22 protein-coding genes and 1 tRNA gene are annotated in these 25,710 nt (G+C 69.1%); 8 read left to right on the top strand and 15 right to left on the bottom strand.

What is annotated here, in order from left to right; genetic code table 11:
- Positions 1-4 precede the first annotated feature (4 nt).
- From LZ199_RS01020 to LZ199_RS01010, 3 genes are read right to left on the bottom strand one after another with little or no spacing between them, the layout of a single operon-like run.
- Complete coding sequence (locus tag LZ199_RS01020; protein ID WP_253991740.1) at positions 5-1,237, bottom strand: HlyD family secretion protein; 1,233 nt, start codon at positions 1,235-1,237, stop codon at positions 5-7.
- A 3-nt stretch (positions 1,238-1,240) separates the two neighbouring features.
- The gene (locus LZ199_RS01015; protein ID WP_253991739.1) at positions 1,241-2,839 is read right to left on the bottom strand and encodes a DHA2 family efflux MFS transporter permease subunit; all 1,599 of its coding nucleotides are present in this window, start codon (positions 2,837-2,839) and stop codon (positions 1,241-1,243) included.
- Between the two features lie 5 nt (positions 2,840-2,844).
- Positions 2,845-3,468 (bottom strand): TetR/AcrR family transcriptional regulator, encoded by a 624-nt coding sequence (locus LZ199_RS01010; RefSeq protein WP_253991738.1) that lies wholly within the window; start codon positions 3,466-3,468, stop codon positions 2,845-2,847.
- A gap of 166 nt (positions 3,469-3,634) precedes the next feature.
- On the opposite strand from LZ199_RS01010, the gene LZ199_RS01005 reads away from it, so the two are divergent.
- Positions 3,635-5,458, top strand: a complete 1,824-nt coding sequence (locus LZ199_RS01005; protein ID WP_253991737.1) for an FG-GAP-like repeat-containing protein — start codon at positions 3,635-3,637, stop codon at positions 5,456-5,458.
- A 30-nt stretch (positions 5,459-5,488) separates the two neighbouring features.
- On the opposite strand, the gene LZ199_RS01000 is transcribed toward LZ199_RS01005, so the two are convergent.
- The 3 genes from LZ199_RS01000 to LZ199_RS00990 all read right to left on the bottom strand — a co-directional run bounded on the left by LZ199_RS01000 (position 5,489) and on the right by LZ199_RS00990 (position 7,762).
- Positions 5,489-6,286: a DUF429 domain-containing protein gene (locus LZ199_RS01000; RefSeq protein ID WP_253991736.1), complete on the bottom strand. Its 798-nt coding sequence runs from the start codon at positions 6,284-6,286 to the stop codon at positions 5,489-5,491.
- A 294-nt stretch (positions 6,287-6,580) separates the two neighbouring features.
- Entirely contained in the window at positions 6,581-7,060 is a 480-nt protein-coding gene (locus tag LZ199_RS00995) for a hypothetical protein (RefSeq protein WP_253991735.1), read from the bottom strand.
- Between the two features lie 33 nt (positions 7,061-7,093).
- Positions 7,094-7,762, bottom strand: coding sequence for a DUF6585 family protein (locus LZ199_RS00990; RefSeq protein WP_253991734.1), 669 nt, complete (start codon positions 7,760-7,762; stop codon positions 7,094-7,096).
- A gap of 563 nt (positions 7,763-8,325) precedes the next feature.
- On the opposite strand from LZ199_RS00990, the gene LZ199_RS00985 reads away from it, so the two are divergent.
- Positions 8,326-8,940, top strand: a complete 615-nt coding sequence (locus tag LZ199_RS00985; protein ID WP_253991733.1) for a hypothetical protein — start codon at positions 8,326-8,328, stop codon at positions 8,938-8,940.
- 67 nt (positions 8,941-9,007) lie between these two features.
- Here the strand turns inward: LZ199_RS00985 and LZ199_RS00980 are convergent.
- From LZ199_RS00980 to LZ199_RS00955, 6 genes are all read right to left on the bottom strand, one after another.
- Positions 9,008-9,089: transfer RNA gene (locus LZ199_RS00980), tRNA-Leu, on the bottom strand.
- Between the two features lie 87 nt (positions 9,090-9,176).
- On the bottom strand, positions 9,177-9,602 hold the full coding sequence (gene secG / locus LZ199_RS00975; protein ID WP_163865788.1) for a preprotein translocase subunit SecG: 426 nt from the start codon (positions 9,600-9,602) through the stop codon (positions 9,177-9,179).
- A 93-nt stretch (positions 9,603-9,695) separates the two neighbouring features.
- A complete protein-coding gene (gene tpiA, locus LZ199_RS00970; protein ID WP_253991732.1) occupies positions 9,696-10,469 on the bottom strand; it encodes a triose-phosphate isomerase in 774 nt (257 codons plus the stop codon).
- 48 nt (positions 10,470-10,517) lie between these two features.
- Positions 10,518-11,729: a phosphoglycerate kinase gene (locus LZ199_RS00965; RefSeq protein ID WP_253991731.1), complete on the bottom strand. Its 1,212-nt coding sequence runs from the start codon at positions 11,727-11,729 to the stop codon at positions 10,518-10,520.
- A 27-nt stretch (positions 11,730-11,756) separates the two neighbouring features.
- The gene (gene gap, locus LZ199_RS00960; RefSeq protein ID WP_253991730.1) at positions 11,757-12,767 is read right to left on the bottom strand and encodes a type I glyceraldehyde-3-phosphate dehydrogenase; all 1,011 of its coding nucleotides are present in this window, start codon (positions 12,765-12,767) and stop codon (positions 11,757-11,759) included.
- Positions 12,768-12,866: 99 nt separating this feature from the next.
- Entirely contained in the window at positions 12,867-15,737 is a 2,871-nt protein-coding gene (locus LZ199_RS00955; RefSeq protein ID WP_253991729.1) for a golvesin C-terminal-like domain-containing protein, read from the bottom strand.
- Positions 15,738-15,815: 78 nt separating this feature from the next.
- Here LZ199_RS00955 and LZ199_RS00950 point away from each other — a divergent pair, with 78 nt between their 5' ends.
- Entirely contained in the window at positions 15,816-16,499 is a 684-nt protein-coding gene (locus LZ199_RS00950) for a diacylglycerol kinase family protein (RefSeq protein WP_253991728.1), read from the top strand.
- Positions 16,500-16,606: 107 nt separating this feature from the next.
- On the opposite strand, the gene LZ199_RS00945 is transcribed toward LZ199_RS00950, so the two are convergent.
- Positions 16,607-16,813 carry a hypothetical protein gene (locus tag LZ199_RS00945; RefSeq protein WP_253991727.1) on the bottom strand — a complete coding sequence of 69 codons (207 nt, stop codon included), beginning with the start codon at positions 16,811-16,813 and terminating at the stop codon, positions 16,607-16,609.
- Positions 16,814-17,139: 326 nt separating this feature from the next.
- Between LZ199_RS00945 and LZ199_RS00940 the strand changes: the two genes are divergently transcribed.
- The 5 genes from LZ199_RS00940 (at position 17,140) to LZ199_RS00920 (ending at position 23,967) form a co-directional block, all read left to right on the top strand.
- Complete coding sequence (locus tag LZ199_RS00940; protein ID WP_253991726.1) at positions 17,140-18,735, top strand: NAD(P)/FAD-dependent oxidoreductase; 1,596 nt, start codon at positions 17,140-17,142, stop codon at positions 18,733-18,735.
- Positions 18,736-18,769: 34 nt separating this feature from the next.
- Positions 18,770-19,138, top strand: a complete 369-nt coding sequence (locus tag LZ199_RS00935) for a hypothetical protein (RefSeq protein ID WP_253991725.1) — start codon at positions 18,770-18,772, stop codon at positions 19,136-19,138.
- A 137-nt stretch (positions 19,139-19,275) separates the two neighbouring features.
- Positions 19,276-20,415, top strand: a complete 1,140-nt coding sequence (locus LZ199_RS00930) for a class I SAM-dependent rRNA methyltransferase (protein ID WP_253991724.1) — start codon at positions 19,276-19,278, stop codon at positions 20,413-20,415.
- A 48-nt stretch (positions 20,416-20,463) separates the two neighbouring features.
- Entirely contained in the window at positions 20,464-22,008 is a 1,545-nt protein-coding gene (locus LZ199_RS00925) for a 3'-5' exoribonuclease YhaM family protein (protein WP_253991723.1), read from the top strand.
- Positions 22,009-22,014: 6 nt separating this feature from the next.
- Positions 22,015-23,967, top strand: a complete 1,953-nt coding sequence (locus tag LZ199_RS00920) for an HD domain-containing phosphohydrolase (protein ID WP_253991722.1) — start codon at positions 22,015-22,017, stop codon at positions 23,965-23,967.
- Here the strand turns inward: LZ199_RS00920 and LZ199_RS00915 are convergent.
- Positions 23,954-24,730 carry a TatD family hydrolase gene (locus tag LZ199_RS00915; RefSeq protein WP_253991721.1) on the bottom strand — a complete coding sequence of 259 codons (777 nt, stop codon included), beginning with the start codon at positions 24,728-24,730 and terminating at the stop codon, positions 23,954-23,956. The two genes, LZ199_RS00920 and LZ199_RS00915, sit on opposite strands and share 14 nt — an antisense overlap.
- Complete coding sequence (locus tag LZ199_RS00910) at positions 24,727-25,701, bottom strand: HEAT repeat domain-containing protein (RefSeq protein WP_253991720.1); 975 nt, start codon at positions 25,699-25,701, stop codon at positions 24,727-24,729. Before LZ199_RS00910 ends, LZ199_RS00915 begins: the two co-directional genes overlap by 4 nt.
- Positions 25,702-25,710 lie beyond the last annotated feature (9 nt).

Here is a 25,710-nt window from a genome sequence, read left to right as displayed (position 1 = left end):
GTCGCTACCGCGTATGCACCGTGACGTCGGCGGACAGGCCGACACGCAGGGCGAGCCCCTGCGGAGGATGCACCCAGGTGATGCGCACGGGCACGCGCTGAACCACCTTCACGAAGTTGCCCGAGGCATTGTCGGGAGGCAGCAACGAGAAGCGAGAGCCGGTTCCGCCGGAGAGGCTCTCCACCTGTCCCTCCAGCGTCTCACCCGAGTAGGCGTCCACCGCCACGTCCACGCGCTGGCCCGGTCGCATGTGGCCCACCTGCGTCTCCTTGAAGTTGGCCACGATGTACGTGGTGAGCGGCACCAGCTCCGCCACCGCCTGCCCTGGCGACAGGAGCTGGCCCGAGTGCACCGTCAGCTTGGACACCTGACCATCCGCTGGCGCCACCAGTCGCGTGTCCTCCAGTTGGAGCCGGGCCTGCTCCAGCGCCGCCTCCGCGCCCTTCACCCGGGCATGTGCCAGTGACGCGTTCGCATGGGCCGCGGCGATCTTCTCGTCGATGGGCGCGCTCACGTCGAGCTGACCTCGCGCTTCTTCGACCTTGCTCTCCGCGGTGCGCCGGCTCTCCTCGGCCATGAGGAGCTGGGCGCGAGCCCCTTCCAGCGCGGCCTGCGCGGTGTCATGCCCCGTCTGCGCGTCATCGAGCGTGCTCTGCGCCACCACGTTCTGCTCACGCAGGCTCCGCGCCCGCTCCAGGTCCAACGTCGCCTTCCGGGCCTGCGCCTCGGCCCGCGCCAGCGCCGCGCGAGCGGAGGCCACCTGCGCCTGCGCGCCACTCACCGCCGCGTTGCTGGAGCTCACCTGCGCCCTGGCCGAGGAGAGGCCGCCCTTCGCCCCCGCCGTCGCCACGGCCGCCTGTGCATCCGCCGCCGCGGCCTGGGCGCGCGCGGACTCCAGCTCCGCCTCCGCCTGCTTCACCCGGGCCTCGTAGGGGCGAGGGTCTATCTGGAGGAGCACATCTCCCTGGTGCACCATCGCGTTGTCGCTCACGCCCACCTTCACCACCGGGCCCGAGGCGCGAGAGGCCAGCGGCACGACGTCCGCCTCCACCTGCGCGTCATCGGTGGACTCCTCCCCCACTGTCATCAGCTTGAAGCCACCGATGGCGAGCAGGATGACGGCGACTCCGGCGCCGAGGAGATAGAAGCCCCGCCTGCCTCGCTTCGGCTGGGGCGAAGCGGCGGGCGCTGAAGGGGGCTGCGAAACGAGCTGGGGAGCAGGAGTTGTCGAGGACATGGTTCAGACCTCCAGGTCGAGGTGGGGCTTCTCGTGGGAGCCCCCGCCGCTGGGAGCGGCCTTGAGGAAATAGACGAGCGGCAGCACCACCACGAACATCAGCGCCGCGAGGACGAACAGCTTGTCGAAGGCGAGCACCGTCGCCTGGCGCGTCGCGGAGCCCGCCAGCATCTGGAGACTCGCGAGGTGCGCGCCAGCCTGGTCAAGGCCGCGCCGCATCAACCCCTGCTCCGTCGCGGCGATGCGGCCAGCGACCTCCAGTCGCTCCGGGTTCAGGTGCGCCGCGATGGACGCCTTGGCTTGCACCGAGTAGCGCGACAGCAGCGTGGTGAAGATGGCCAGCCCCATGGAGCCGCCAATCTGGCGCAAGAGCGAGTTGAGCCCCGTGGCATCCGCCATGCGCTCGCGGGGAATGTTCGCGAGCGCCGTCGCGCTGAGCGGCACGAACATCAGGCTGAAGCCCACGCCCTGCAACATGATGGCGCGGACGATGTGCTCCGAGCCCGTGACGAGGGAGAAGTGGCTCATCTCGAACGCACCGAAGCCCGCGAACACGATGCCCAGGCCCACCAGCAGCCGCGACGGCACCTTGCCGTACAGCCGCCCGACAATGGGCATCATCAACATCATCACCAGCGTGCGAGGTATCAGCGCGAGCCCCGACTGCGTGGCCGTGAAGCCGAGCAGCTCCTGCATGAACACCGGCAGGAGGAACATGCTGGCCATGAGGACGGCGAACACGAGCGCATTGAGCAGCGTCCCCGACGCGAACACCGGGTCCTTGAACAGGCGCAGATTCACCGCGGGCGCCTCGGCGGTCAGCTCGCGGATGACGAAGGCCACCAGACAGGTGGCGGCCATCAGCGCACAGGCGACGATGACGGGAGATTCGAACCAGTCGTCCGCCTGCCCTTCCTCCAGGAAGTACTGGAGCAGGGCCAGCCCCATGCACAACAGGGTGATGCCGGCCCAGTCCATGTGCTTGCGCTGGCGCTCGGCTTCCATCCGGGCGGAGGCGCGCAGCTGTTCGTCCTCCTGGACGAAGCGGGAGACCATGAAGAAGCCCAGGATTCCCACGGGCACGTTGATGAAGAAGATCCAGGACCAGTGCCAGTTGTCGACGATGACGCCGCCGAGCGTCGGGCCGATGGCCGGGCCCACCATGACCGCCATCGCGAAGATGGCCATCGCCGTGCCCTGCTCCTTGGGCGAGAAGGTCTGCCGGAGGATGGCCTGCTCGGTGGGCTGGAGCGCCCCGGCGCCCAGTCCCTGGATGAAGCGGAAGAGCACCAGCGTCGGCAGGTTCCACGCGAGGCCACACAGGAACGAGCCCGCGACGAAGAGGACCAGGCAGGACAGGTAGACGCGCTTCTGGCCGAACAGGCGGCCCAGGAAGCCCGTGAGGGGCATCACCATCACCGTGGCGATGACGAAGCCCGTGCTGGCCCAGGTGATTTCCTGCACGGTGGCGCCCACCGCGCCACGAATCTGCGGCAGGGCCACGTTGACGATGGACGCGTCGATGGCCCCCATCAGCGTGCCGAACGTGACCGATAGCGTGACGAGCCACTTGTTCGGCGGAGCTCCGGGAGTCCGTGCCATGGCGTCTAGACCTCGATTCCCTTCAGGAAGACGCGGGAGATCTCCTCCCCCCAGGCGGCCGGCGAATGGGGATGTCCTTCCTCGCGCAGGCGGTCCAACGCGCCGCGGACCAGGCCCATGAGGAGGCTGGGGTAGAACGCTCGCCCCTCCGCGCGAAGCTCCTTGGCCCGGATGCCCTGGTCGATGATGACCTCCAGCCGTCGGTTCAGCTCGGCCAGGACCTGGCTCTTGTTCTGGCTGTGGGCCGGGTCCTCGGGGAGCTGCACCAACAACCGCACGAAGGCATCGCGCTCCGCCACGTGGGCGAAGATGGCCGTGACGAAGGCCTTGAGTCGCACGGGTGCGGGCTGCTCCTTCACGGGAGCCAGCGCGGCATCCAGCCGGGTGAGCAGCACCTGGCGACGCTTCGCACGCAGCGCCTCCAGGAGCGCCGCCCGGTCCTTGAAGTGGTTGTAGAGCGTCCCCACCGACACGCCCGCCTGCTCCGCGATGGACTCCATCTTCGCGGCGTGCACGCCCTCTTGGGCGAACACATCGGCCGCCGCCACCAGGATGGCGTCGGCGGTGGCCTCGCGCAGTCGGGAGCGGAGCTTTTTGACGGGAGCTTCAGATTTTGAATCCCGATTCATTTTCTGAACGGAGCCTTCACCTTCTACCCTCCGGAGTCAACTCCCCCTCGGAAGCACGAGGCCGTGGGCAACCGGGCGGGCGCGAAGATTCCCGGAGTCTCGCGTTCGATTCCTGCGCGGGGCCCTGTCCCTCTGGATGGCGCCTCGCGTCCGCCAAGGGAAAGTCATGTTCATCGAGACATCAAGGCACCGAAACATCGGGCTCACCGGAGCCCGGGGGCTCCTCCTCACCATGGGCACGGGAGTGTTGGTCGCATGTGGCGCGCCACTGGAGCCCACCCCGACCACCGACGCGTCCCTCGTGGCCATCGGCACGACGGAGCAGTCGCTCTATGTCGACTCGGACGAGGTCTGGGGGCGCCCCAACCTGACGGTGTGCTGGGACACGCCGGGCTTCGCCACCGAGAAGGAGTGGGTGCGCACCTCCATCCGCGACACCTGGGAGAAGGAGAGCAACCTGGTGTTCTCCGGTTGGGGCGCCTGCCCCAGCTCCGCGGACATCCGCATCACCATCAGCGACGAGGGACCCCACACGGAGGGCCTGGGCACCAACATCGAGGACGAGGAAGAGGGCATGGTGCTCAATTTCACCTTCGCCAACTGGAGCCAGTCCTGTGCCTCCAGCCCCGCGCAGCGTGAGCACTGCATCCGAGTCATCGGTGTCCACGAGTTCGGCCACGCCCTGGGCTTCGCGCATGAGCACAACCGGGGGGACACACCGTCCACCTGCACCACGCCGTCCCAGGGAAGTGATGGGGACACCCACGTGGGCGCGTGGGACTTGATGTCGGTGATGAACTACTGCAACCCGACCTGGAACAACGGCGGGCAGCTCAGCACCACGGACATCCAGGGCGTGCGGCAGTTCTACGGGCAGCCTCGCGGGGCCGACCAGCAGTTCCACGTGGCGAAGGTGGACTCCGACTTCCGCGCGGACATCCTCCAGACGTATCGGGGCTGGGGTTCGATTCCCATGTGCCGCTCGACGGGCAGTGGCTGGTCGTGCACCAACCCTTCCTCGACTGTCTATAATTGGGGCTCTCCGGAGCAGCGGTATGTCACGGGTGACTTCAACGGCGACGGGCGCACGGACCTGGTGCAGACCTATCGCTTCTGGGCCAGCTACCCCGTTTGTTACTCCACGGGCGTGGGGGCCTGGTCCTGCGCCAATCCCTATGCGGACATCTACAACTGGGGAACGGGCAGCCAGCGCTTCATCACCGGCGACTTCAGCGGTGACGGGAAGACGGATATCGCGCAGGCATACCACGACTCGTCGATGCTGCCCGTGTGTCGCTCCACTGGCACCGGATGGTCCTGCAACAACCCGTCGGCCGTCCTCCGCACGACGGACTCTCCCGAGGTGCGCTACCTGTCGGGGGACTTCAATGGCGATGGACGGGATGACATCGCGCAGGCGTATCGCCGCTGGTTGACGCAGCCCATATGTCTGTCGACGGGCACGGCCTGGTCCTGCAGCAACCCCAGCGTCGCCATGTACGACGCGGGCAATGCCGAGCAGGACTTCCTCACCGGCGACTTCAACGGCGACGGGCGGGACGACATCCTCCAGTCCTATCGCGGATGGAATGCCATGCCGCTGTGCTACGGCCTGGCCTCGGCGACCTGGTCCTGCAACATCCCGTCGGGCACGTTCTACAACTCGGGCTCGCATGAGCAGCAGATGCTGACGGGCGACTTCAACGGGGACGGGCGCACGGACATCATCCAGACCTACCGTGGCTGGGGGAGCATCCCCACGTGCTACTCCACGGGCTCGGGCTGGAGCTGCAGCAACTCGCCGGCGACCATCTACAACTCGGGGTCCTCCGAGCAGCGGTTCATGGCGGCGGATGTGAATGGTGATGGACGCACCGACGTCGTCCAGGTCCACCGTTCCTGGGCGCGCTACCCGGTGTGTCTGTCCACGGGGACTGGTTGGAATTGCGGCAACTGGCTGTCGACTGTCTACGACATCGGGACGTACTGAGCCGGTGGCCCGGTCTGGAGCGCAGTCTCGCTACGGTTCGGGCTGCGCTCTCACGGAGTAGATCCACCCCTCCCCCGAGCTCGCTGCCGTGGGAGGGGCACCGGTGAAACCCGAGGCCCACGCCGACGCGGCCGACAGTGCGGCCAGCAGGGCATCGAGCGCATCTCCGTCCGCGTCGGAGACCATCGTGAGCAGGTCGCTGTCGGGGATGCGCAGTTCCGTGGACTCGCGGACGCGCCGGAGGATTTCTCGTCGGCGTTGCTCGAAGTCACGGCCCTTGTAGGTCTTGGGCAGGCCGAGCCAACGGACAACCTCGGCGGGGAGGACCTCCACCACCGCGGGCCCGGGGCTCGTGCTCCAGGGAGGAAAGGAGCCTCGACAGGTGCCGAGCGCACGCAGGCCCCAATAGGTCTGTTTGTACATGCGCAGGTTGGTCGGGGCGAACGGAGCGGCGCACCGCGCATCCGTGACGCGCTTATTCTCCGGCCCGACGGCGACCTTGAACGCCTCCGCCGAGGCGAACCTCGCGCCGATGGCCTGTCCAAGCTCTCGCGGCCCCGTCGAGGGGAGCCCCAGCGAGGTCAGTTGGCCGGCTTCGAGGCTGAAACAGAAGTCGAGTCCGGCCACATCGGCATCCTGGGCCGCCAGCCACGGGCCCAGGCCGTCCGATACCGACTGCGCCCCTCGCGACGTGAAGGGCCGCTGGAGAAGCTGGAGGCGGCCCTGGCCTCGCTCGAAGACCAGGATCGCAGCCCAGACCTTCCGGTGCGCCTGGACCGCACCGCTCCAGTCCACGCCTACCACCCGCCCCTGCTGGGGCAGCCACATCCGGGAGGAACTCCGTCGTATGGGCACGCGCGTCCTGTTCGAGCCCGGCCTGGCGGGACTGGAGTGGATGGCCAGCGAACATCGCCATCATGGCGCGCGGTGGCATCTCCGACTGCCCCCGAATTGGCGTTCGGAAGCCGCTCCAGTCTATCGCGGGCCCGTCATCGGGCGCCCTCGCGCAGGGAGCAGACTTCAACGCCGCCCTTCATCGTCACAGCGACTTTCGCGACACCTGAAGGAGAGCTCCCGCGCCGAGCCCATCAGGACCCGACGAGGGAGCGGCTCCGCGGTGGGTCACGCCGCCTGGCTGTAGCGGTCACACGTGGCCAGATACTCGTCGCTCGTCATCTGGACGGCGGCGACGCGCAGCTGCTTGGCCTTGGGCTTCTTCAGCGTGGTCTTCACCACCACCGACTTGCCGATGGGGATGCCCATGTACGACTGGTCGACGTAGGTGTTCTCCTTCATGTCGTCCCAGGCAATCAGCACGCCATCCGGGAAGAGGATGCCGTCCCGGCCGATGGTCAGCACGGGCGTGTCCAGGCTTCCCAGCGGCTTGAGGCAGTTGAAGATCATCCAGATGGACGTCGCGGTGATGAAGCCGCAGAAGGCCATGACGCCCGTCTCCCCGATGGAGCGGTAGGTGAGCGAGCCGAAGAAGGCCGTGGACAGCGTCCAGATGACAGCGCCCACGATGAGCTTCGTGCGCGAGTAGTAGAACGCGTGCGGCTGTTCCGACTTCGCCTTCGTCCTGGCAGAGCTATAGATTTCCATGAGGTGATGCCTGTTGGGGGTTGGGGGAAAAAGTCACTGCGCGAGACGGTCCGTCAGGTAGGCCAGGAGCACGGGGGCGTTGACGATCTTCTCCTCGTCGATCTTCCGGAACCTGCCGTTCGCCGTGATGATCAGCTCGCGAGTCGAAACGCCCTGGTCGTGCCCGTCCTGGAAGCGGATGCTCTCGATGTCAGCCCAGCGGATGAGCTGCTTCTTGTGCGTCAGCCCCTCGGAGCTGAGCGTCAGGGGACCGAAGTCCACGGACCGACCCGCGGCGACCTGGCGGCGCACCTTGTCCAGCAGCGCGTCGACGACACGGTCCGTCACCTCGGCCTCGAGCTCGTCCGAGTCGCTCCACAGGTTGAGCCGCAGCCGGTACTTGCCACCGGCGTGGCGAAGCACGAGGCGATCATCATTGTGCTGGCGGACGATGCCGCCCACGTCCCGCCACGCCAGCGTCGTGTCACCGGACGTGAGCCGCAGCGAGTCCACGGTCAGCGACTCAGGGGCGCGCAGCCAGACGAACAAGTCACTGGCGCGCCACCCGATGACGTAGATGCCGCAGGGGATGCCCAGCAGGAGGATGAAGAACCCGAAGTAGCTCCGCAGCAGCCCGTGAACCATCGACAGCGGGAGCAGGTGGATGGACAGGGGCGCGAGCACCGCCGCCATCACCACGTAGATGAGGATGAACCCCACCACGAGCCAGTAGACGGCCGGTGTGGGGAAGACCAGGGTGTGTACGCGCTTCAGGGGACAGCTCCCAACGGGCCGGATGGGCTCACCGAGGGCCGCACGTCTCGGTGAATGAATGTTCGTTCACCACTCTATAGACAAAGACAGTCTCCTTTTCGACCACCAAACACACGAGCAAGCATTCTGAGACTCGAAGTCAGGCATTCCCTGGCAACAGGAAGGAAATCAGGCGGAGAGCACGCGTGAAACAATCCCGGCCTCTCATCCAATGAGAGCACTCCAGGTGGGCCCTCACGAAGTCCCGCGCTGTCAGTCTCGCCTTGTTTCGCGGTGTGAGTGATTCATGGAACTCGCCTGCCGGCCCCAGGCGCAGGGAGCGCTTGCTTTCATGTCTGGGATGACAAGCCCCTGCGGTAGTGCGGCCCACAAGCCCCTTCCGCGGACACCGCGAGTGCGCGCATCCCGCCCATTTCCGAGGGGCTTTGAAACGCCTCCACCCTTGCCCTCCACGACGCGGTCCACGACGCTGGTGACCGCGCGGCTCCACGGGAGCCTTCACGGAGGCTTCCATGGCGAGAGGTGGTTGGGTGGCGCTGATGCTGTGCTGCGGTGCACTCCCGAGTGAGGCCGCTGAGCCGGAGGTTGCCGACTGCGACTCCCGGTGGGAGTGCCAGGTTGGAGCGCACGTGTTCTCGCTGGGCTTCGACTCGGCCTCGGGCGAATGCACCGAGGACGACATGACGGGCTTCCTGGAGACCTCACGAGGCAGGAGCGAGCTGCCGCTGGAGAAGGCCTGGTACGGCGCCATCTCGAACGTCGCGGATGGGAAGTCCGTCTGCCGGCTCGCCGGAGCGAAGGCCGCCGGCGGCGGTGGCGTCTCCGTCTTCGCTGTGGATGACCACCGCGCGCTGGCATTCTTCACCCGGGACGGCCGCCCCGGATACGAATGGGTGGGCGCGGCCCTCATCGATGCGGCGACGGGCAAGGTGCTCGACGTGAAGCAGCAGCTCGGGCAGTCGAAGGAGCGCGTCATCGCCATCTTGAAGACGCCGCGCGGCTTCAAGCTCCGGTTGGTTCGGGAGCACCTGAAGAGCGTGCAGTGCGACTGCTCCGCCGCCTTCGCGGATGATTGGATGGTGGTCGAAGTGGCCAACGGCCGGATCCACGCGCGCTGGATGCCCTGAGGCGCGGGGCCTGGCCCCGAAACGACAAAAGCCCCCGAATCTTTCGATTCGGAGGCTTCTATCGGAGTGCCCAGGGCGGGATTCGAACCCGCACACCTTTCGGCGCCACCCCCTCAAGATGGTGTGTCTACCAGTTCCACCACCTGGGCGTTTCTGCGCGGACCATCTACAGGACCGCACCGGATCACGCAACGAGTTTCTAACCGCTGCGTGCTCCAGATTTATTCGACGGGCTCCTACGGAGCCGGAGTCGGCGCCGCCGGCTGAGCAGGGGCCGACTGGCCCTCCGCCGGAGCCGCAGGAGCCTCACCACGAGGCTGCTCGACCGCGCCAGGCGCCGACTGCTCGCCCGCCGGAGCCGCCGCGCCCGGAGTCGCCGGAGCCGAAGCCGCCGGAGGAGGCGCGGCCACCGAGCCACCCGCCGCCACCGAGGAGCGAAGCCCCACGAAGGACAGGCCGAGCGAGGTGAAGAAGAACATCGCGGCGCAGACGCCCGTGAGCTTGCTCAGGAACGTCACGGCACCACGGCCGCCAAAGGCGCTCGTGGCCGCGCCGCCGCCGAGGGCCGAGCCCATGCCAGCGTCCTTACCCGGCTGCAGCAGGATGACGAAGATCATGAACACGCAAACGAGGACGTGCACGATCGTGACGAAGGTCAGCATGAGAGGTCTTTCGAACGTTCCGTGAAAAGGAGGCGCACCCTACACAAACTGCCGAATGGGTGACAACTTCTTCCGCCCGCCAGTGAGCCTACTCTAGGTGGCCGCCTTGATGATGGCCGCGAAATCGCCCGCCTTGAGGCTCGCCCCACCGACGAGCGCCCCGTCGATGTCCGGTTGCCCCAGCAATTCCGCGGCGTTGTCCGGCTTGACGCTCCCACCGTACTGGATCCGCACCCGCCCGGCCGTCTCCTCGTCGTACAGCCGGCCGACGAGCCCGCGGATCGCCGCGTGGACCTCCTGCGCCTGCGCCGACGTCGCGTTGCGCCCCGTGCCAATCGCCCACACCGGCTCGTACGCCAGCACGAAGGTCGCCACGTCCTTCGCCTCGAAGCCCGCAAGCGCCCCACGGACCTGACGATCCACGACGGCCAACGTCTGGTTCGCCTCGCGCTCGGCCAGCGTCTCGCCCACGCAGAGGATGGGCTTCATGCCCGCCGCCAGGACGGCCTTGGCCTTCTTGTTCACCGACTCGTCCGTCTCACCGAAGAGCTGACGGCGCTCCGAGTGCCCCACGATGACGTACGCACACCCCAGCTCCGCCAGCATCGGCGCGGACACCTCACCGGTGAAGGCGCCGGACGCCTCCCAGTGGCAGTTCTGCGCGGCGAGCTGCAGCGGCGCCCCTTCCAGGGCGACGTGCAGCGGCTGCAGCGCCAGGAACGTCGGCGCCACCACCACCTCCACCACATCTCCGACGGAAGCCACGGTTCCCCGCAGCTCGCGCACCAGTGCCAGCGCCTCCGGCACCGTCTTGTTCATCTTCCAGTTGCCGGCGACGATCTTCCGACGACGAGCCGAGACGGCCATGAATGTCTCCCCCAGAGGTGTGGTGGTGTTGCTCCGCGGCGCGGGAGACTACCGCGTTTCCAGCGCCTTGATGCCCGGCAGCTCCTGACCTTCCAGGAACTCCAGAGAGGCGCCGCCGCCAGTGGACACATGGCTGAGCTGCTCCGCCATGCCCATCTCCTTCACGGCGGCCGCGCTGTCTCCGCCGCCGATGACGGTGACGGCCTGCTTGTTGTTCGCCATGGCCGTGGCGACCGAGCGGGTGCCCTCGGCGAACTTCGCCACCTCGAACATGCCCATGGGGCCGTTCCAGATGACGGTGCGCGCGTCGCGGATGTGCTGCGTGAACATCTCCCGCGTCTTCGGGCCGATATCCAGCCCCAGCATGTCCGTGGGAATCGCGTTGTCCGCCGTCTCCCGCGCGAGGATGTCCTTGTTCTTGTCCTTATCCTCCGGGTTCGGCAGCTTGTCGCTGACGACGTGGTCCACCGGCAGGACGATGGGCGTCTTGAGCCGCTGCGCCGCTTCCAACAGGCGCGTGGCCAGCGACAGCTTGTCCCCCTCGACGCGGGACTTGCCGACCTCCACGCCCTGCGCCTTGAGGAAGGTGTAGGCCATGGCGCCGCCGATGAGCAGCACGTCCACCTTGGGCAGCAGGTTCTCGATGACCTTGATCTTGTCGCTGACCTTGGAGCCCCCGAGGATGGCCACGAAGGGCTTCTCCGGGTTCTTCAGCACGCGACCCAAGTACTCGATCTCCTTCTTCATCAGCAGGCCCGCCGCCTTCTCCTTCACGAAGGGCACCATGCCCGCCGTGGAGGCGTGGGCGCGGTGCGCGGTGCCGAAGGCGTCGTTCACGTAGACGTCGGCCAGCGACGCCAGCTCGCGGGAGAACGTCTCGTCGTTGGCCTCCTCCTCCTTGTGGAAGCGGAGGTTCTCCAAGACGATGACCTGGCCTTCCTTCAGGTCCTTCACCTGCTTCTTCACGCCGTCCCCGATGCAGTCATCCGTGAGGATGACCTCGTGCTTGGGGCCGAGCAGGTCGGCCAGTCGCGCGGCGACCGGCTCGAGCGACAGCTTGGGGTCCGGGCCCTTGGGGCGGCCCAGGTGGGAGGCCAGGATGACCTTCCCGCCGAGCTCCAGCGCTCGCCGGATGGTGGGCAGCGCCTCTCGGATGCGGGTGTCGTCCGTCACGCGCCTTCCCTCCAGCGGGACGTTGAAGTCCACGCGGATGAAGGTGCGCTTGCCGGTGAGCTGCAGCTCGTCGATGTAGCGGATCATTGGCTCTCCCCTGGCCCCTGACGGGGACTAAACGCCCTTGGACACGAGGAACTTCGCCGTGTCCACCATGCGGTTGGAGAAGCCCCACTCGTTGTCGTACCAGGCCATGACCTTGACCATGTTGTCGCCCATCACGAAGCAGTTCGTGGAGTCGAAGATGGCCGAGCTCGGGTTGCCGTTGTAGTCCACCGACACCGTCTGCGCGTCGCTGAACTCCAGAATCCCCTTGAGCGAGCCGGCGGCGGCCTTGCGGAACGCCTCGATGACCTCCTCGGCGGTCACCTTCTTCGTGGTGTTCACCGTCAGGTCCACCAGCGACACGTTCGGGGTGGGCACGCGCACCGACATGCCGTGCATCTTGCCCTTGAGCTGCGGCAACACCTCACCGATGGCCTTCGCGGCGCCGGTGCTGGTGGGAATCATGGACAGCGCGGCGGCGCGGGCGCGACGCATGTCATCGTGGGTGAGGTCCAGGATGCGCTGGTCGTTGGTGTAGCTGTGGATGGTCGTCATCAAGCCCTTCTCGATGCCGAAGCCGTCCAGCAGCACCTTGGCGACGGGCGCCAGGCAGTTGGTGGTGCACGACGCGTTCGAGATGATGTGGTGCTTGGCCGCGTCGTACTCGGTGTGGTTGATGCCGTAGGCGATGGTCAGGTCCGGGCCCTTGGCCGGAGCGGAGATGAGGACCTTCTTGGCGCCCGCCTTCAGGTGCTTCTCAGCGCCCTCGCGGCCGGTGAAGCGGCCGGTGCACTCCAGCACCACGTCCACGTTCATGCTCTTCCACGGCAGCACCGTGGGGTCCTTCTCCGCGGTGACGGTGATCTCCTTGCCGTTCACCACGATGCCCTTGTCCGTCGCGGACACCTCGCCCGGCCAGGTGCGGTGCACGGAGTCGTACTTGAACAGGTGCGCCAGCGCCGCCGGCTTGTCGAGGTCGTTGATGGCGACAATCTCGAGGTCTTCCTTGCGGCTGAGGGCGGCGCGCAGGATGCAGCGACCGATGCGACCGAAGCCGTTGATGGCGATGCGAGTGGCCATGTGCGTGTCTCCTAGGGAGCAGGGGGCGCCGAGGGGCGCCCGCGGGTCTTCACGTCAAAAAATAAGGGCCGCCGACCGTAGGCACGCGGCCCCGCCGAGTCAACGCTTCACGTCGCTCGCGCGACGACGCGCGCGCCGAAGCTGAACAATCACCCCGAGCAACAGCCAGAGTCCGGAGCCCGTTCCCGCGCCCGCCCCGCAGCCGCAGCCAGAGTCACCGAGCGGATAGAACTGCGGCAGCACGTCCAGGACGATGGGGGCCGGAGGCTCCGGGGGCTCGGGCTCCTCCGGAGGATGCGGGTCCACCCCGCGAGGCGCCACGCAGCCCGTCAGCAGGCCAGGGCCCGCATCGCCGGAGTCCCCGACAGGCGGCGTGGCCGGCGCGGGGAAGCCCGCGCGCACCAGGAACGCGGACAACAGCCGAGCCCGAGCCGCCCGGTCCACCACCGACTCGAAGGGAACACCCAACAGGAGCACCTGTCCTCCCGGCATGGAGAACACGCCGGCCGACAGGTCCGTCCCCGCGTAGCGCAGCACGGCCGAGCCTCCCGACGCCGGGGTGAGCACGTCCGTCATGCCCACCGGGTAGGCACCCCGGGTGCCATCGTCCAGGGTCAGCCCTGTGAGCTCCGAGAGGAAGTCCCCCGGCACACCCTCCACGCTCAGCGGGGGAGTGCCCGTGCCAGGCGAGGCCCGGAGGATGTCCGCGAGGAACGCCTTGTCGTCCGCGTCTCCCACCGACAGCGCGGAGGTCAACTGACCACCGGACAACAACAGGTGGCCGCCGCCCATCACGAAGGCGCGCAGCGCGTCCTGCTCCGCCCGCGTCGGCCGGGCCCCCTCCTCGCCCCCCCGACCGGTGAACCAGTCCACCACCCGGTACCCCGCTCCCACGGACACCAGCCCCGCTGTCACCGCGTCGCTCGTCGCGCTGTCGAAGGCGAGCCCGGACTGGTTCATCGCATCGCCATGGCGACGCACGTAGGTGCCGTCATTCATCGCCTCCAGCAGCACCCTCAGCGGGGCCTGCAGGTCATAGACGTCCAGCGCCTCGCCACACGCCAGCGCCGAGTCCAGCCGCTCGAACGCGTTGACCACCAGCGCCGGCGGCGCCTCGCCCGAGCGGACGCCGACGATGGCGGACGGGAAGCCCTCGCCGCCCGCGCTCACCGCCGCGACGCGGAAGTAGCGCACCGCGCCCGCCGCCAGCGGCAGGGAGAAGGTCGTCCCCGTCACCTCGGTGCCATCGTCCCAGCCCTGACCATCCGCGCTCTGGTAGACGCGGTACGCGGTGGGCGCGTCGTGGCCCTCCTCGTCCGGGTTCGCCACGGGCACGGCCCAGCGGACCTCCACTGTCCCCGCGGAGACGTTGCGCGCCGCCACCGCGCCAGGCGGCTCGGGGGGAAGCCGCACCGCGACTCCATCGCGGGTGGCGTAGTACTTGATGAGGCCCTGGAGGATGGCGCGCGCGGCGACGCGGCGGAAGGCCGGCTCCTTGAGGCGGTTCGAGTCGGCGATGGCGTCGTGGTACGCGATCTCCAGCAGCACGGACGGCATCTCCGGGTTGTGCGTGGGGTTCACCTCGCCCAGGTTCGCCGAGCGCAGGTTGCGCACGCGCCACGTCGAGTCCACCTCGCGGCGGAGGTCGCGCCCCAGTTCGTCCAGCAGCGCCCGCGCCAGCACGTCACTGCCGGGCACGCCCGTGAAGTTGAGCGTGCCGTCCACCGGATTCGGCCCGTACACGTAGGCCTCGGTGCCCAGCACGTTTCCCGTCGTGGACGCGTTGGTGTGCCAGGCCACGTACACCGCATCCTCGCCCTCCTCGTGCAGCCACGCCGCGAAGCGCGCGCGCGCCGTCACGTCCGCGTTGCGCTCGTTGGCCAGCGCGTTGGCTCCCGTGGGCGCGTACACGGACGCTGGGGCTCCACTGAACTGCACGTGGTAGCGCGCGGCCTCCTCGTAGCGGGGCCGAGGCAGCGCGGCCATCTGCGCATCACCGATGACGCCACTGCCGCCGCCGAAGCGCACCGCGTCCACCGACACCGTGCTCCCCTCCTCCGCGTCGTTCATCAGGACCACCGAGGCCGCCTCCGGCCCCGCGCCCGCCTTGAAGAAGAAGCGGCCCAGCAGCACCCACGTCCCGCCATGGCGGCGCTGGTTGACGCGGAAGTGGCTCTCCCCTCCCGAGTGGCGCACCACATAGTGCGCGTTCGTCGTCCGCGCGGGGTCCGCGCCATAGGAGACATAGACGGTGTAGTGGCCGTCCGCCGGCACCACCGGCGCCCAGGTGGCCGTCGCCGTGGCCGTCGCCGCGCCCGTGGTGAGGAGCTCACGCGTCGCCCCCAGCGTGAACGGCTCCACCGCGTTGCCCATGGGCGTCGGGGGCGTGCCCCAGCCTTTCTGCGTCGTCGTCCGGAACAGGCCCGTGTCGCCCGATTCGGAGTAGCCCGCGGCCCCCTCGTCGACGATGACCATGCGCGGGTTGAGGTCCGGCTCGCGCACCGGCACCACCGTGGCGCCCGCGCCCATCAACATGGGCAGCAGGTACTGGTTCACGACTTCGGCGGAGATGAGGTCCTCCACCACCGCCCACGTGTTGGGGCGCTGCGTGGCCCAGCGGGACAGGGGCGCGGCGCGGTAGAAGCCGTGGCCGGGGCTCAGGTAGATGACCTTCCCGGACAGCGCGCCCGTCCGGGTCCGCGTCTGGGGCACCCCCGCGAGCGACTTGCCCGCCGTCCCATCCCGGGCCTCCCTCCGGACGACGGGCGCCTCGGAGGCGCTCAGCTTGCGCGTCTCATGCGCGCGCGGGGCGGGCGCCGGGAGGTACACCACGCCAGGGGGCTCCAGCCCACAGGCCCCCGCTTCTTCTTCGTGAAAGGCGTCCGGGGCCTGGGCCCCCGCGAGAGACGACGACAACAGGAGGGCCAGCAGCACGCCACTTTGACGCGCCCGGAACAAGTTGGTGCTCATGGCGAGTGACCTTACCTATTCACATGTCCACGGCAATCGAACCCGTGAGTGCTAGCCTGCCCGCCCCTTCAGGTTCCGATGACCGTACCTGCCCGGCCACCTCCCCACTTCCCTCCTCGTCGCGGCACGGGGCTCTTCGCCTCGTTCGGCCACGCATGGGCGGGCCTCATCCACACCGTCGTCCACCAGCGCAACATGCGCGTGCACCTCACCTCCGCCATGCTGGTGGGACTGGTGGGCAGTGGAATCCCGCTGGGACTCGCGGAGAAGGTGACGCTCATCTTCTGCGTGCTGCTCATCTTCTTCGCGGAGATCCTCAACAGCGCGCTGGAGCACCTGGTCGACCTGGCCGTGCAGCAGTTCGACGAGAAGGCCCGGCTCACCAAGGATGCCGCCGCCGCGGGCGTGCTGGTGCTCGCGCTGGGCACGGTGGTCATCTTCGCCGCCATCCTCGTGCACAACTGGGAGACGGTGCGCACCAGCACGGACGCCATCATCCGACAGGTGGCCTTCGGAATCCCCCTGACGGCGTGTGTCCTCGTGCTCGTGCTTCCCCAGCGCCGCCCGCTCTGGGTGGACCTGGCCGCGTTCCTCGGCGGCGGCGTGCTGCTGGCCATCCTGGCGACGCGCTCGGCCAGCATGGTGTTCAGCGCGATGACGGCGGGGCTGCTCTTCGTCGCCGGCTCCGCGGCCTACACCCGCCGACGCGAAGCGCGCTCCGCAGGGCAGCCACCGGGCGATTCTTCAGTCAAACGGACATAAAAAAACCGGCTGCCGCCGGTCCACCTGCCACCTCGTGGGCGGGAGCCCCGAAAACCAGTCCGGAGCCCGCTCACCCGCCGAGGGTCATGCCTGGAAGTCTCGCACGCTCAGGCGCGCTGGCGCCACTCGGAGCCCTGCTGCTCCGGGGTGGCCGGCACCGCGACATTCTTGTCGCCTTCCTTCAGGTCCGACGTCACCAGATCAAGCAGCTCCGTGGCGATTCCGATGACCTGGTGCGGGGTGTACCCGCTCGCGCGCAGCTGGTTGAAGAAGGTGCGCGCCAGGATCCGGGTGCCCTTTTGATCGGTGCTCACAGTGAATGCCTCCAAATGGGGCGGCGAATTGAGGGGGGCCGCCGAGTAATCACGCGAGCCCTGGTCTTCAACCCCCGTGCCAGTTGATCTCTTCCAAAAGGATTCCCCAGCAGTTCCCGGTGGTTGAGGGAAAATGAGGCCCGGCATGGCCTCGCGAGGGGTGCGAAGCCACCTACGCACCCAGGGGGCCCCCCGGGGGAAGCCGATGGCGGGGTGCATCACGGGATACGCACCCGGATGAGGCCTCGGCCCTCAAGTGGTTTCAAGTGCTTGCAATCTTTCACCGGGGTGAAGCAGATACGCGCCCCCACCAGGAGCGAACGGCAATGGCGTATCGGGTGAACAACATCGGGCTGTGGCTGGACGAGCCGGAGGAGCTGCTCGGTCAGCGGGCCGCGGAGAAGCTGGGCGTCACCCGCTCCGACCTCGCCTCCGTGCGGGTGGTGCGCTCCGTCTTGGATGCCCGCAAGAAGGGCAGCCCCCGCTACATCTACACGTTGGAAGTGGAGATGGCCCCGGGCCGCAAGCCGGCCCACATCCCTCCGGACGTGGGTGAAGCGCCTCCGCCGCCCGAAGTCCTGCCCCCCGTGAAGGCGCCGGACCAGCGGCCCATCATCGTCGGCACCGGCCCCGCGGGGCTGTTCTGCGCCCTGGGCCTGTTGGAGCGCGGCGTGCGCAGCATCCTGATTGAGCGCGGCCGTGAAGTCGTCGCGCGCCGCAAGGACGTGGCGAAGCTGATGCGCGACGGCACGCTGGACCCGGAGAGCAACATGAACTTCGGGGAGGGCGGCGCCGGTGCGTACACGGACGGCAAGCTGTCCACGCGCATCAACCACCCCATGGTGCGCAAGGTCATCGAGGCCTTCGCCCGCTACGGCGCGCCGGACCACATCCTCATCGAGGGCAAGCCGCACATCGGCTCGGACCTGTTGCCCGGCGCGGTGGCGAAGCTGCGCGAGGAGCTCATCGCGGGCGGCTGCCAGGTGCATTTCGAGCAGCGCGTGGACGACCTCCTCTATCGCGACGGCACCGTGGCCGGCGTGAAGCTGGCCGACGGGCGCACCCTGGAGAGCAACCGCGTCATCCTCGCGCCGGGCAACTCCGCGCGGGAGCTGTACGAGCGCTTCGCCGCCGACGGCCGCGTCCTCGTGGAGGCCAAGCCCTTCGCGCTGGGCTTCCGCGCCGAGCACCCCCAGACGCTCATCAACGGCATCCAGTACGGCAGCGCCGCGAAGAACCCGAAGCTGCCCCCCGCCGACTACAAGCTGGCGGAGAACCTGGACGTGGACGGCGAGGTGCGGGGCGTCTACTCGTTCTGCATGTGCCCGGGCGGAATCGTGGTGCCCACGCCCACGCAGGACGGGCTCCAGTGCACCAATGGCATGAGCAACTCGCGCCGCAACGCGCGCTACGCCAACGCCGGCATCGTCGTCTCCGTCTCCGTGGCGGACTTCGAGCGCGAGGGCTTCCGGGGCCCGCTGGCCGGCCTGGAGTTCCAGCGGCACTGGGAAGAGAAGGCGTACGAGTTGGGTGGTGGACGCTTCTTCGCGCCCGCGCAGACGATTCCGGACTACCTGGCCGGCCGCGTGAAGAAGGACCCGGGCGGCACCAGCTACCGTCCGGGGCTGGCGCACGTGGACCTCAACCGCCTGTTCCCGGAGCGACTCACCACGTCGCTCAAGCAGGCGCTGAAGACGTTCGACCGGAAGATGCGCGGCTTCATCTCCGAGGAGGGCAAGCTGATTGGAATCGAGAGCCGCACCTCGTCTCCGGTGCGCGTCACCCGGAACGAATTGCTCCAGTCGGTGTCCATGAAGGGCCTGTACCCCGCGGGCGAGGGCTGCGGCTACGCGGGCGGCATCGTCTCGTCGGCCATTGATGGCCTGCGAATCGCGGAGCAGATTGCCACCGAGCTGTCGTGAGGCGCGGGCGGTGCCTCACGAAAGGAGACCCGCCATGCGTTACGTCGTGCGCACTCCGGACGGAGAGCTGACCTATCCGAGCATGGGTGACGTGGAGCGCGCGTACACCCAGGGCCTGGTGGACCCGGAGGACGAGGTGCGGGAGGAGAGCGCCAGCGTGTGGCGCAAGGCCGGCAGCATTCCGGTGCTCGCCCAGGCCCGGCATCCCTCCTCGGGGCTGGCCGCCCGGGGGCAGTGGCTGACGGTGGCGGGTGCGGTGCTGGTGGGCGCGCTCGCCCTGGCGCTGGTGCTGCGCGACTCCTGGCACCTGCGAATCCTGGGCATCGTCCTGGCGCTCGTCGTCAGCTCCCTCCTCACGCGGGTGACGTTCAAGGCGTTCAAGCGGCCTCCTCCCCAGCACTGAGGCTCGCTCCCTCCCCTGCCCTCCAGCGCGGGGGCCGGGCGCAGGCCGACATCGGCAAGCGCACGGCCCATGTTGTCCGCTGGAAGCACGCCACGGGCTTTCGTGCCGGTGGCTCCACGCGAGAGGGAGGACGCACCTTGCTCAGCACCTATCTGTCCCGGGATGCCGCCCGTCGCCTGAAGCATGGCGCCCCCTGGCTCTCCCGGGAGGACATCGTCTCCATGGAGGGAACGCCCCAACCCGGTGAGCCCGTGCAGCTCCGGGACGAGGACGGCGCGGTGCTGGGCCTGGGCGACGTGGACCTGGAAGCGTCGCGCGCCGTGCGCCGCCTGGGCCTGCAGGACGAGGCGGTGGAGGGCCTGATTCCGCGCCACCTCCGCCACGCCTTCGAGCGCCGGGGCCGGCTGGTGGATGACCCGCGCTTCTGCCGGGTGGTCAACGATGACGGGGACGGCCTGCCCGGCCTCATCGTGGACCGGTACGACACGCACTTCGTCGTGCAGACCCTCACCCGCTCCATGGACGCTCGGCAGCAGGAAATCACCCGCGCGCTGGTGGAGGTGACGGGCGCCGCCTCCGTGCTGCTGCGCAATGATTCCGCGCGCCGTCAGGCCCTGGGCCTGCCCACGCAGCGGCCCCACGTCCTCTATGGCACCCCGCCCCGCTGGTGCCGGCTGCTGGAGCTGGGCGCCCGCTTCACGGTGGACCTCACCTACGGCCAGGGCACGGGGTACGCGTATGACCAGCGCGAGCTGCGCCGTGTCGTCGGGCGCATGGCCTGGGACGGCCGGGTGCTGGACGCGAGCTGCAACGTGGGCGGCCTCTTCGTCCACGCGGGGTTGCATGGTGCCCGACACATCCTCGCCTTTGACTCGGACGGCGACGCGGCGGACCTGGCGCGGGAGAACGCGGAGGCCAACGGGCTGCTCGGGCGGGTGATGGTGGAGAAGGGCACCGCCATCCAGGCCCTCAGGGCGGTGCGGGAGATGTTCGATTTGGTGTTGTTGGACACACCCCGGGTGGGCTCCGAGGAGGAGTTCGTGGAGCAGGTCCGGTACGCGCTCAGGCGCACCCGCCACGGGGGGCGACTGCTCGTGGTCGGCTACCACCCACCACTGGCCCAGGGCGGCTTCGACGAGCTGGTGGCCACCGCCTGCGAGGCGGAGGCGCGCATCGCTACACGGCTGTCTCGCCCGGGACTGCCGCCGGACCACCCCACCCTCGTGGGCTCGCCCGGCGCGGAGTACCTCGATGCGGTGGCACTCGAAGTCACCTGACGCGAGTCCCCCGCGCCGCCTTCCGGGGTGCTAGTGTCCGCGCCCGCGATGACCAACGAAAACGTCCCAGAGACCGCGACCCCGGAAGGTTCCGTCGAGACCGTCCGCAAGGTGTATGCGGCCGACCTGCGTGAGAAGGACCGCGTCAACACCGTCTTCCGTGTCACCAAGAAGGAGAAGGTGACGGCCCGGAGCGGCAAGGTGTTCCTCGCCATGACGCTCGCCGACAAGAGCGGAGAGGTGGACGCGCGCGTCTTCGACAAGGTGGACGCGCTCGAGCCCACCTTCCAGTCGGGCGACTTCGTGCTCGTCCAGGGCGGCGTCATCCAGTTCCACGGCCGCACCCAGATTGTCGTGGAGGCCGTGGAGCGCCTGGACCCCGAGCCCCTCGACCCCAAGGAGTTCGAGCCGCCCCCGGCCCCGCCCCAGGAGGCGAAGCCCGCCGCCGAGGCGAAGCCCGCTTCCGAGCCCCGCGCGGAGAAGGCAGACAAGGCAGAGAAGATCGACAAGACGGACAAGGGTGACGGCCGTCACGAGGGTGGCGGTGGCGCGCGCGCCGCGGGCCTCATCCGCGAAATCGTCAACGAGCGCATCAGCGACCCGTACGTGAAGCAGCTGCTCATCGCCTTCCTGGATGACCCGCAGGTGGCCGCGGGGCTCCCGGTGTCGCCGGCGGCCAAGGGCATGCACCACGCGTGGCGCGGCGGACTGGCCGAGCACCTGCTGTCGGTGATGCGGCTGACGCTGCGGGTGGCGGACCACTACCCCATGGCGGACCGCGACCTGCTGCTGGCAGGCGCGATGCTGCACGACGTGATGAAGGTGGCTGAAATCTCGCCGGACAAGGGCTTCGACTACACGGACGAGGGCAAGCTCGTGGGTCACCTGGTGATGACGGCCCAGAAGATCCGCGAGAAGACGCTGGCCATCCCCGGCTTCCCGCCGCTCCTGGAGCAGCACCTCACGCACCTGGCCATCTCCCACCACGGGCAGCTGGACTACGGCAGCCCCAAGGTGCCGATGACGCTGGAGGCGCACATCGTCCACGCGCTGGACTCGCTGGACTCGCGCATCGCCTCGTGGCTGGAGGCCATGCAGCGCGACCCCAACGACAAGTGGACGGACGTGCTGCGCCACTACGACCGTCAGCTCTGGAAGGGCCCCTCGCCCACCACCCGGGGCCGCGCTCCGGTGGAGGGTGGCGGCGGCGCGGGTGGAGGCCGTCGCAAGTCGCGCGAGGAGAAGCGCAAGGCCCGGGGTGAGAAGGCCCCGAACCAGGGCACGCCTCCCGCCGAGGGCACCGCCCCCGTCGCCGCGCGCGAGGAGTCGCCGCGTCCGCCCCGCGAGGACCGCCCGCCGCGCAGGGAGCGCCCGCCCCGCGAGGAGCGCGCCCGGGACGAGCAGCGTCCGCCCCGCGAAGACCGTCCGCCGCGCGAGGACCGTCCGCCCCGCCCTCCCCGTGAGGACCGCCCGCCGAGAGACCCCAGCGGGCTGCCCAAGGAGCTGACGTTCAAGCCCTTCAGCGCGCTCACCACGCTGCCCCCCGCCTCCGAGTCCTCATCGAAGAATGGAGAGGGCTCCTCGGAAAGCTGAGTCGTCATGGCGAAAAAGCTGGGTGAGCGCCTCATCGAGGCGGGACTCGTCAACGCCGGGGCCGTGGAGCAGGCCCTGGAGCACCAGAAGATCACCGGCCACAAGCTGGGGGACTGTCTGGTGGAGCTGGGCCTTCTCCAGGAAGCGGCGTTGCTGCGCTTCCTGGCCGCGGAGTTCCAGACGCGCTTCGTGAGCGCGGACAAGCTGGCCAAGGCGAAGATTCCCACCGAGGTGCTGGACAGGCTTCCGGTGCGACTGGCCGAAGCGCAGAACGTGCTGCCGCTCGCGGTGGACCCGGACCGGAAGCTGTTGTCCGTGGTCGCCGCCGAGCCGCAGAACAAGGCGCTGATGGACGAGATTGCCCTGGTGACGGGCATGTCGGAGGTCTACGCGTACGTGGGCCTGCGCGGTGCCATCGCCGCGGCCATCCGCAAGCACTACTACGGAGACCCCACGGCGTTCGCCGCGCTGCTGGAGTCGGCGAGCGCGCACTCGAATCCCACGGAGTCGACGTCGCGCACGGGGGCGGCGGAGCACAACCGCACCTCCACCAGCAACCGCAGCAGCCTGTCCTTCCGGATGGAGACAGACGCGCGCATGCGGCTGCAGCGCGCCAGCGGAACGCAGGTGGCGGGGCGTCCCTCCTCCACGCAGCGGCGCGAGCCGGGCGGACCTCGCGGGCTGGTCAGCGACATCGACTACGTGGAGACGCTGGGCATCCTCGTGGGGCTGCTGGAGCAGGACCGCCAGCGCCACCGGGGACACTCCGCGCAGCTCGCGCGGCAGGCGGGCATCGTCGGCCAGCGCATGGGCATGCCCCACAAGGAGCTGGCCGCGCTGTCCATCTCCGCGTACCTCCATGATTTGGGCAAGCCCTCCGAGCGGCACTTCTCGCTCGCGAGCAACGCCGTCAACTCCGAGTGGAAGGCGCAGGCCCGCGCGGCCTGTCGCGCGCCCACCAAGCTGTTCGAGACGGTGCACCTGCCCACGCAGGTCAACACCATCCTCGCGCAGCTCTATGAAGCCTGGGATGGCTCCGGCACTCCGCAGGGCGCCAAGGGCGAGGAAATCACCCTGGGCGCGCGCATCCTCGCCGCGGTGGACAGCTTCCTGGAGCTGACGAAGAACCCTGGCAACGCGCTGGGCAAGGCGATGACCAAGGAGCAGGCGCTGGAGCACCTGAGGACGAACTCGGGCGTGCTCTATGACCCCGTGGTGGCGGACATCGTCATCCAGCTCCAGAGCGGCGAGCTCTTGCGCCACCGGCTGGAGTGCGAGGGCCGTCAGGTGCTCGTCGTGGAGCCGGACGAGACGGCCCGGGGCGAGCTGCTGGAGGCAGTGCTCAAGCAGGGCCTGGTCGCCCACGCGCTGTCCACCCCGGAAGGCGCGCAGGACGGGCTGGCCCGGCAGGACTGCGACGTGCTGGTGGTGAGCCTGCGCCTGGGGCAGCAGGAAGTGCTGGATTTGCTCCAGCAGGCGCGCTCCACGCCGGAGACGGCGGGCCTGCCCATCGCCGTGGTGGGCGAGCCGGACGCGGCCACGCGCGAGCGGCTGATGATGGGCGGCGCCACGGAGCTGCTGCTCCCGGGAGACAAGTCGCTGGTGGCCAAGGCGGTGCGCGCGCTGCTCGATGACCGGGTGCTGCACAACGGCCCGGGCCGCGTGGTGCGTGGCAGCTTCGACGAGCTGCCTCCGCGTGAGCTGCTGCGCACGCTGGGCGGCGGGAAGAAGAGCGGCAAGCTCCAGCTGCGTCAGCACACGCTGGAGGGCTCGCTCCACCTGGAGGGAGGCCGCGTCGTCTTCGCGTCCTTCGGCGGCCACACCGGAGAGCCCGCGCTCCAGGCCCTGCTGAAGATGAAGCAGGCCGACTTCCAGTACGACCCGGACGCGCTGCTGCTCGACGTGCCGCAGATGGACCAGGACCTCCAGGCCCTGGCCAGCGGCATCACCGCAGGTTGAGGTTGAAGAGGGCGGCGGCGTTGGCGGTGGTGACCTCCGTCACCGTCTCCAGCGCCACGCCCTTCAGCTCCGCCAGCTTCCGCGCCGTCTCCACCACGTGCGAGGGCTCGTTCTTCCGGCCCCGGTGCGGAATGGGCGCGAGGAACGGGCTGTCCGTCTCCACCATCAGCCTGTCCAGGGGCGCGAAGCGCACCGCGTCCTGGAGCGCCTCCGTCTTCTTGTAGGTGATGACGCCGGACAGCGAGAGGAAGAAGCCCCGGTCCAGGTAGCGCCGCGCGGCGTCCGTGTCGCCGGTGAAGCAGTGGATGACGCCCTTGGAGACGCCCACCTCGCCGAGAATCGCGTCGCAGTCCTCGTGCGCGTCACGCACGTGCACCACCAGCGGCTTGCCCAGCTTCACCGCGAGGGCGCACTGGTGCCGGAAGATGCGGGCCTGCACCTCTCGAGGAGAGTGGTCGTAGTAGTAGTCCAGGCCCGCCTCGCCCACGGCGCGGACCTCCGGCCGGGCGCAGGTGCGCTCCAGCGTGGCCAGGTCCTCGTCCGTGGCCCGCGCGGCCTCGTGCGGATGGATGCCGAGCGTGGGCGACAGGAACTCCGGATGCGCGGCGGCCAGCTCCAGCGCATTGCCCCACTCACCAGGGCCGTGGAACTGCCCCACGACGATGGCGTGGACGATGCCCGCCGCACGGGCCCGCTCCAGCACGGGGGCCACGTCCGCGAAGTCCTTCACTTCCAGGTGGCAGTGCGCATCCACCAGTCTCATGTCCCCTCCTGAAACAAGTCGTCCAGCTCTTGCCGGGCCTCAGGTGACGTGAAGGTGCTCACCGACGCCCGAACACGCTCGCGGCCGTCCGCATCCCCCATACGCCACACCCCGTCCGCCGCATCCAACCGGTCTTCTTCGTCGGCGCTCATGTCCTGGAGCAGCGCGAGCAGCCAGGGCAGCGCCCGCGTGTCCCCCAGACGCCCCAGGCCTCGCGCGGCGGCGCCACGGCAGGAATCCTTCGCGTCGTCGAGGATCTCCTTGAGCCGCTCCAGCGCGCCAGGGGCCTTCACCTCGCCCAGCAGTTCCACGGCGAGCGCGCGGTCCTGGCTCCACTTCTTGCGCGAGCGCTGGAGCAGGTGCGCCGCGCCCGCGGGGTCTCCCAGCTTCGCCAGCACGCCCGCCGCCTGCGTCCTGTCGAAGGCGGGCAGGAGCCAGCGGCCGAACAGGCGCTTCACCGCGGGCAGGGCCCGTGGGTCCTCCAGCTCGGCCATGGCGCCCAGGGCGCGAAAACGGAGCAGGTCCGCGTCCAGCGCTTCAATCAGCACCTCCAGCCCCGCGGGATGCTTGAGCGCGGCGATGCCTCGCGCGGCCTCGAAGCGAACCTCCGGGACGGAGTCTTCCAACATGCCCGCCAGCGCCCCGCGCAGCTCCGGCCGGTACAGGTCCGCCAGTCGCCCGGTGGCCTCCAGGCGCACCACCGACTCCGCGTCCCGCAGATAGGAGATGAGCAGCGCGGGCAGCTCGTCGGGAGGAAGGACCACCGTCGCGAGCGCCACCCCCGAGCGCTTCACCTCCGGCTGGGCATCCGACAGCAGCCGGGGCATCACCTCCGCGAAGTCCGCCGCCGGCGCGGGGGCCTCCAACGCGAGGTGGTGGAGCTGTTCCGCCGCCTCCGCCCGGAACGCCGGACGCTTCTCGCGCTCCAGGGTCAGCAAGGCCCGGTCCCGCTCCGCACGCCAATCCGTCACGTCCAACAC

This window comes from Myxococcus qinghaiensis, assembly GCF_024198215.1.
GTDB classification, from domain to species: Bacteria; Myxococcota; Myxococcia; order Myxococcales; family Myxococcaceae; genus Myxococcus; species Myxococcus qinghaiensis.
Note: the sequence above shows the minus strand (reverse complement) of the source record. Positions and strands in the feature narration are given on the sequence as shown.

What these genes read in the sequence shown, in the direction of transcription:
- gap (WP_253991730.1), bottom strand. Translation starts at nt 12,767, where the DNA reads ATGGCCACTCGCATCGCCATCAACGGCTTCGGTCGCATCGGTCGCTGC.
- LZ199_RS00940 (WP_253991726.1), top strand. Translation starts at nt 17,140, where the DNA reads ATGGCGTATCGGGTGAACAACATCGGGCTGTGGCTGGACGAGCCGGAG.
- LZ199_RS00920 (WP_253991722.1), top strand. Translation starts at nt 22,015, where the DNA reads ATGGCGAAAAAGCTGGGTGAGCGCCTCATCGAGGCGGGACTCGTCAAC.
- LZ199_RS00955 (WP_253991729.1), bottom strand. Translation starts at nt 15,737, where the DNA reads ATGAGCACCAACTTGTTCCGGGCGCGTCAAAGTGGCGTGCTGCTGGCC.
- LZ199_RS00925 (WP_253991723.1), top strand. Translation starts at nt 20,464, where the DNA reads ATGACCAACGAAAACGTCCCAGAGACCGCGACCCCGGAAGGTTCCGTC.
- LZ199_RS00985 (WP_253991733.1), top strand. Translation starts at nt 8,326, where the DNA reads ATGGCGAGAGGTGGTTGGGTGGCGCTGATGCTGTGCTGCGGTGCACTC.
- secG (WP_163865788.1), bottom strand. Translation starts at nt 9,602, where the DNA reads ATGCTGACCTTCGTCACGATCGTGCACGTCCTCGTTTGCGTGTTCATG.
- LZ199_RS01000 (WP_253991736.1), bottom strand. Translation starts at nt 6,286, where the DNA reads ATGTGGCTGCCCCAGCAGGGGCGGGTGGTAGGCGTGGACTGGAGCGGT.
- LZ199_RS00965 (WP_253991731.1), bottom strand. Translation starts at nt 11,729, where the DNA reads ATGATCCGCTACATCGACGAGCTGCAGCTCACCGGCAAGCGCACCTTC.
- LZ199_RS01015 (WP_253991739.1), bottom strand. Translation starts at nt 2,839, where the DNA reads ATGGCACGGACTCCCGGAGCTCCGCCGAACAAGTGGCTCGTCACGCTA.
- LZ199_RS00915 (WP_253991721.1), bottom strand. Translation starts at nt 24,730, where the DNA reads ATGAGACTGGTGGATGCGCACTGCCACCTGGAAGTGAAGGACTTCGCG.
- LZ199_RS01020 (WP_253991740.1), bottom strand. Translation starts at nt 1,237, where the DNA reads ATGTCCTCGACAACTCCTGCTCCCCAGCTCGTTTCGCAGCCCCCTTCA.
- LZ199_RS00950 (WP_253991728.1), top strand. Translation starts at nt 15,816, where the DNA reads ATGACCGTACCTGCCCGGCCACCTCCCCACTTCCCTCCTCGTCGCGGC.
- LZ199_RS00995 (WP_253991735.1), bottom strand. Translation starts at nt 7,060, where the DNA reads ATGGAAATCTATAGCTCTGCCAGGACGAAGGCGAAGTCGGAACAGCCG.
- LZ199_RS01010 (WP_253991738.1), bottom strand. Translation starts at nt 3,468, where the DNA reads ATGAATCGGGATTCAAAATCTGAAGCTCCCGTCAAAAAGCTCCGCTCC.
- LZ199_RS01005 (WP_253991737.1), top strand. Translation starts at nt 3,635, where the DNA reads ATGTTCATCGAGACATCAAGGCACCGAAACATCGGGCTCACCGGAGCC.
- tpiA (WP_253991732.1), bottom strand. Translation starts at nt 10,469, where the DNA reads ATGGCCGTCTCGGCTCGTCGTCGGAAGATCGTCGCCGGCAACTGGAAG.
- LZ199_RS00935 (WP_253991725.1), top strand. Translation starts at nt 18,770, where the DNA reads ATGCGTTACGTCGTGCGCACTCCGGACGGAGAGCTGACCTATCCGAGC.